The 5,581-nt window shown below is 31.3% G+C and carries 5 protein-coding genes; 4 read left to right on the forward strand and 1 reads right to left on the reverse strand.

The annotated features are described in order from the left end of the window. Nucleotides 1-93 precede the first annotated feature (93 nt). Nucleotides 94-1,206 carry an FtsW/RodA/SpoVE family cell cycle protein gene (locus QZZ48_RS13760; RefSeq protein WP_294966815.1) on the reverse strand — a complete coding sequence of 371 codons (1,113 nt, stop codon included), beginning with the start codon at nt 1,204-1,206 and terminating at the stop codon, nt 94-96. A 92-nt stretch (nt 1,207-1,298) separates the two neighbouring features. Between QZZ48_RS13760 and QZZ48_RS13765 the strand changes: the two genes are divergently transcribed. From QZZ48_RS13765 to QZZ48_RS13780, 4 genes are read left to right on the forward strand one after another with little or no spacing between them, the layout of a single operon-like run. Next, nucleotides 1,299-2,276, forward strand: a complete 978-nt coding sequence (locus QZZ48_RS13765) for an RluA family pseudouridine synthase (RefSeq protein WP_294966817.1) — start codon at nt 1,299-1,301, stop codon at nt 2,274-2,276. Continuing rightward, nucleotides 2,224-3,576, forward strand: a complete 1,353-nt coding sequence (locus tag QZZ48_RS13770) for a hypothetical protein (protein ID WP_294966818.1) — start codon at nt 2,224-2,226, stop codon at nt 3,574-3,576. Before QZZ48_RS13765 ends, QZZ48_RS13770 begins: the two co-directional genes overlap by 53 nt. A gap of 10 nt (nt 3,577-3,586) precedes the next feature. Further along, a complete protein-coding gene (gene trmB / locus QZZ48_RS13775; protein ID WP_294966820.1) occupies nt 3,587-4,759 on the forward strand; it encodes a tRNA (guanosine(46)-N7)-methyltransferase TrmB in 1,173 nt (390 codons plus the stop codon). Continuing rightward, nucleotides 4,752-5,423 carry an ABC transporter ATP-binding protein gene (locus tag QZZ48_RS13780; RefSeq protein WP_294966822.1) on the forward strand — a complete coding sequence of 224 codons (672 nt, stop codon included), beginning with the start codon at nt 4,752-4,754 and terminating at the stop codon, nt 5,421-5,423. The genes trmB and QZZ48_RS13780 overlap by 8 nt, the downstream gene beginning before the upstream one ends. The last annotated feature ends 158 nt before the right edge of the window (nt 5,424-5,581 follow it).

Consider the following 5,581-nt stretch of genomic DNA (forward strand, 5'->3'; position numbering starts at 1 on the left):
TTGTTTTTGGTCGAATAAGATTAGCAGATTATCGATTAATCCTATCTTTCAACTTACTTTCAAAAAATTGCACTTGATTTTAGAATTGGCGTTTTATAAAAAGCTTTTTGTACCTCTAATATCATACATGTCTTTGTACCTGAAAGTAATTAGATTTTGCATAATAGCAAAAAGAATAATAAAATTTATAAAACTACTGCCTCCATAACTAAACATAGGTAGAGGAACACCAACAACAGGAGCATAACCTATAGTCATAGAAATATTTACTCCCATGTATATAAATATCATAAAAGAGATAGATACAGTAACTACTTTTATATAGTAGTCTGTATTGTAGATGCTAAGACTTAATAGATGCAAAATAAGCATAACATAGACTAAAATAATTGCTAAGGCACCTAAAAAACCACTTCTCTCAACAAGGAAAGCAAAAATAAAATCACTTGTAGCAATAGGTAGAAATCTCATCTGAGTCTGTGTAGCTTCATCTTTTGATTTTCCAGTAAGCCCACCAGAACCAATTGCAATGATTGACTGTTGCACATGATAAGATGGTTTTTCACTTAGGAAGTCTTTAATTCTTAATTTTTGATAATCATGCAATCCAAATTGATATACAAGAGGTGAAAAGAGTAATATTGCCACCATTATTGTTGCCCAAATTTTCCAGTAAACCCCAATAAAAAAGAGAACACCATATCCTATAAGTAATAATACAAGAGCTGTACCTAAGTCTGGTTCTTTAACAATTAGAACAAAAGGAAGAAGTATATAAAAACTTATTTTTAAAAATTCACCAATTTTATATCCATCAGTTGGTGGTGGATTTCTCTGAATAAGATAAGCAAGCATAAGTATAAGGGCAGGTTTAACAAACTCAGACGGTTGAATTGTTGCGTTGATAAATGGTATATCTATCCATCTTTGCGCACCTAGTCTTGAGTGTCCAAAAAATTCAACTGCCAGTAAAAGCCCAATATTTGCCCAATATATTATAGGTATAAGCCAACTCATTCTACGAATTGGTAGTAAAAATACAAAGAAAAATGCTATAACGGCCACACCAACATAGGCATTTTGTTTTTGTGCAAGAGCTGGAACAACCTCTCCAATAAGCCAATGTGAAGTAAATACAAGCGGGATGATTAAGATGATAGAAAAGAAGTCAAATTGTGCTAGAATACGCTTATCAAATCTCCACAAATTTGTAACTCCAAAAATTTTTTTAAAATTGTATCACAAAAATTAGTGAAACTATTTTATGTTACAAAAATATTTAGTCTAAAAGGGACATAATGAGCGAAATAAAAAGCTATGTATGTGATAATTCAGAAAGATTAGACACATTTTTAGCATCTCAAATTGGGCAAACACGCTCACAAATAGCATCTTTAATAAAAAACAATTCTGTTTTTGTAGAAGAAAAAAAAGTTACTCGTCCGGGAGTAAAACTAAAAGCTGGTCAAAGTGTAAAAGTTAACTTTCCAGAAGCTAAAGAATCACCAGCACTTGCAATTGATTTTGATGTAGAAGTACTTTACGAAGATGATGATGTTTTAGTTATTAATAAACCAAGTGGTGTAACTGTTCATCCAGCACCAAGTGTAAAAGAAGCAACTTTAGTTGATTGGCTTAAACACAAGGGTGTTAGACTCTCTACTATAAGCGGAGAAGAAAGACACGGAATAGTTCATAGACTCGATAAGGGTACAAGTGGTACTATGGTTGTTGCAAAAAATAATGAAGCACATGAATTTTTGTCACAACAACTTCAAGATAAAAGTATGGGAAGATATTACCTAGCAATATTAAACCCACCTTTAAAAGATGAGATTACTACTATTGAGCAAAATATCGGTAGAAGTGCACACAATAGATTAAAAATGGCATGTACTCAAGAAGGCAAGTCAAAGTATGCAAAAACTATGTTTAAATCTTTAGCACTTTCAAGTGATGAAAAGCAACAGTTAGTAGCATGTAAGCTTTTTACTGGAAGAACACATCAAATCCGTGTTCATTTAGAAAGTATGAATCGTCATATCATCGGTGATCATATATATGCGCTAAGCCCAAAAGTAGAGAAATCGGAACGTATTTTGCTACACGCTTATATGATATATTTTGTTCATCCAACGAGCAAAGAAAAACTATCTTTCGTTGCGCCTTTAGGTGAAACTATGAAAGACTATTTAGACAAAAAATTTGATATGGAGCAAATTAATGAAGTTATGGACACTGACAACATTTTGCGCAGCTTCTCTACTGATACTTAGCGGTTGTGAAGGAATTTCCCCTAAACCTGCAGATGAAGTAAAAATAGATAAGACACTGCCAATAGTAAAACTAACTCAAAAGGGTACATTCGTAGATATGAATGCTATCGCTTTTGAGTGGAGCGCTATAGAAGATGAAAGAGTACAAGGCATCTATATTTATAAACAGAGTATGAATAAAGAGGGAAGTGAACTTTCACATTACAAGACTATACAAAATCGTTTTACAACACATTATCTTGATAAAGGTGTAAATCCAGATACTGGTTACACTTATAGTTTTAAAACTTTTTCAAAAGATGCAGAGTCTAAAATGAGTGCAATTAAAGTTATTAATTCCCTTCCGGTTTTACAATCAGTAGTTTGGATACAAAGTATTCAAAATATGCCAAGAACTGCAAAAATTATCTGGAGACCTCATTCAAATCAAAAAGTAAAATCTTATATTATTGAAAGAAGAACTTTAGAAGAAGAACTTTGGAGTAAGGTAGAAACTGTTGATGGTAGACTTAATGCTGAATTTATTGATGTTGAGCTTAAGGATGAGTATGTTTATAAGTACCGTATTAGAGTACTAACTTACGATGGTATAAAATCTAGTCCAAGTGAAATTGTTCAAGTAGTAACTAAGTCTCTACCAATTACTGTAAAACATATTGTTGCTACTACAGATTTACCAAGAAAGATTGAAATAAATTGGGAAAAATCTAATACAGAAGATTTTGCTTTTTATCATCTTTATAGAGCTGAGAGTTCAGATGGAAATTATGAGTTAATAGCAAAACTATACAATCCTACCTTTACTGATATAGTAGAAGAAGATGGAAAAGAATACTATTACAGAGTAAGTGCAATAGAAAAGAATGGATTAGAGAGTATTCATAATCAGATTTCTATTCAAGGTCTAACACTTATTAAACCAAAAACTCCAGCTTTAGTCGAAGCTAAAGTTGTTAATAATAAGATTGAAATAAAATGGACAAATAAAGATACAAGAGTTAAAAAATATACAGTAATCAAAAAAGCTAAAACTGGTTGGTTTAATGCTAAAGATGAAGAATTTGTAGATATAAAAGGTAAAAAGTTTATAGACCCAGAGATTGGTCCAAACCTTACTTATTACTATCAAGTATATGCAATAGATGCTTTTGGAATTAAGTCAGAGCCAAGTATTGAAGTAGAGATAAAAACTCCAAATACAGTTGCTAACAATGTCAAAAAAGAAGAGCCTCAGCTGCCTACTGACAAAGTTATAAACAAAGAAGTAGAAGTGATTATTCCTACTCAAGATTTTAATTAAACGGGGATAAATGCCACACTTACATATTGAAGAGTTTAAAGAGATAGACTTTCCTCAAACCCATAAGGAGGTTTCATTTAACTTTATTGCTAATAATGCAAAACATAGTGATGAAATCTTAATCTCAGTTAGCGTTGAAGAAGATGATTTTTTTCTGCTTGTAAAAGCAGAAGAGAATAAAAACCTTTTAAAAACAGATAAGTTAACAAGACCTCCATCTATACACAATGTACATAAAGCATTATTAGCTTACTCAGAGCTTGCAAAACTTAATGTTATATCTTCTAATGTTCCACAAAAACAAAAAAATATGCATTTAGAAAAGGCTACAGCGCTTAAACATATAAGTTACTTTGCAGATAATTTTCCAGATGCAAAAGAAATTAGGATTGAAGTAGGTTTTGGTTCAGGTAGACATCTAATCCATCAAGCGACAGAGAATCCTGATATTTTATTTATCGGTATAGAGATTCACAGACCCTCAATTGAACAGGTCTTAAAGCAAGTTAGTATTCAAAATATACAAAATCTATTTGTACTAGATTATGATGCAAGACTTTTTATGGAACTTGTTCCTTCTAATGTTGTAGGAAAAGTTTATGTTCACTTTCCTGTTCCTTGGGATAAAAAACCACATCGTAGAGTTATATCAACATCATTTATAGAAGAAGCTAGAAGAGTTTTAAAAATAGATGGTCGCTTAGAACTTAGAACTGATAGTGAAAACTACTATGCTTACTCATATGAGACATTTATAAACTTTCAAAAAACCATTTTACATATTAATAAGAACAGAGAAATTGCAATAAGTTCTAAGTATGAAGATAGATGGAAAAAGATGGAAAAAAATATCTATGATGTAACTATGATAAATGAAGAAGAGTCTGATAAACTTAGTTTAGATGGTAGTTTTGAATTTTGTAAAGTTGTTTTAAAAGATGAAGAACTAATAGAGCTTCATGGTCAAACAAATAGATTTGATGGTGGGTTTATTCATTTTGAAAGAGTTTATAAGTTAAAAAATGGAGTAATGCTTCGCATCTCTCTTGGAAGTTTTGATAGACCTGAACATCTTTATGTAATTATTAGTGATAATGCAGCTACTTATTATCCAACACTTCCCTTAAAATCAAAGAGTAATCTTTTAGCACATAAATATTTAGACGAGGTATTTAATGGATAAGGTAATAATGGCACAAGATTTATCACTATCATATTCTAATAGTGAAACAATTATTAATAAAGCAAATTTTTCAATAGACTCTGGCAGTTTTATATTTATAACTGGTGCCAGTGGTAGTGGTAAATCTACTCTTTTGAAATCTCTTTATGGTGCCTTAAAGCCTAAACAGGGAAGTTTAATCGTAGGTGGAGTTGAGCTTAGAGGTGTTACAAAATCTAAACTTAACTTTTTAAGAAGACATATTGGTATAGTTTTTCAAGATTATAAACTTGTAAAAGAGTGGACAATTGAGAAAAATATTATGCTTCCTCTTATTATCAATGGGTATGAAAAAGAGGTGACTCAAAGTCAAGTTGACTCTCTTTTAAAGCATGTAAGGTTAAAACATCAAGCTGGAAAGTATCCCTTAGAGTTAAGTGGTGGTGAACAACAGCGCGTTGCGATGGCTAGAGCTTTAGCTCACAATCCGATTCTTATTCTTGCCGATGAGCCTACAGGTAATTTGGATGACTATTCATCCCAGCTTATATGGAATCTTTTAGAGGGTGCTAATGAGCAGTTGAAAACAACTGTAATTGTAGTTACACATAATATTCCTTCTACAATGAATGTTGATTATAAACATTACAATATTGAGTATGGGAGTGTTCATGAAGTCGTTTAAAAATCATCTTTCATTAGTTGTAGCACTTCTTAGTATTCTTTTTTCTATCCAAATATTTATTATAGTAGATCGTTCAATGGAAGCTTATAAAGAAAACCTATCTAACAATTATGCAGTAATAATTGTGAGTCAAAAAAATCTTAATAATAAAACTATTT

The sequence above is a fragment of the Sulfurimonas sp. genome (genome assembly GCF_016744025.1).
Classification (GTDB): domain Bacteria; phylum Campylobacterota; class Campylobacteria; order Campylobacterales; family Sulfurimonadaceae; genus Sulfurimonas.

Bases quoted from the DNA above. Each gene is read 5' to 3' on its own strand.
- QZZ48_RS13765 (WP_294966817.1), top strand. From the start codon at position 1,299: ATGAGCGAAATAAAAAGCTATGTATGTGATAATTCAGAAAGATTAGAC.
- QZZ48_RS13770 (WP_294966818.1), top strand. From the start codon at position 2,224: ATGAAGTTATGGACACTGACAACATTTTGCGCAGCTTCTCTACTGATA.
- trmB (WP_294966820.1), top strand. From the start codon at position 3,587: ATGCCACACTTACATATTGAAGAGTTTAAAGAGATAGACTTTCCTCAA.
- QZZ48_RS13780 (WP_294966822.1), top strand. From the start codon at position 4,752: ATGGATAAGGTAATAATGGCACAAGATTTATCACTATCATATTCTAAT.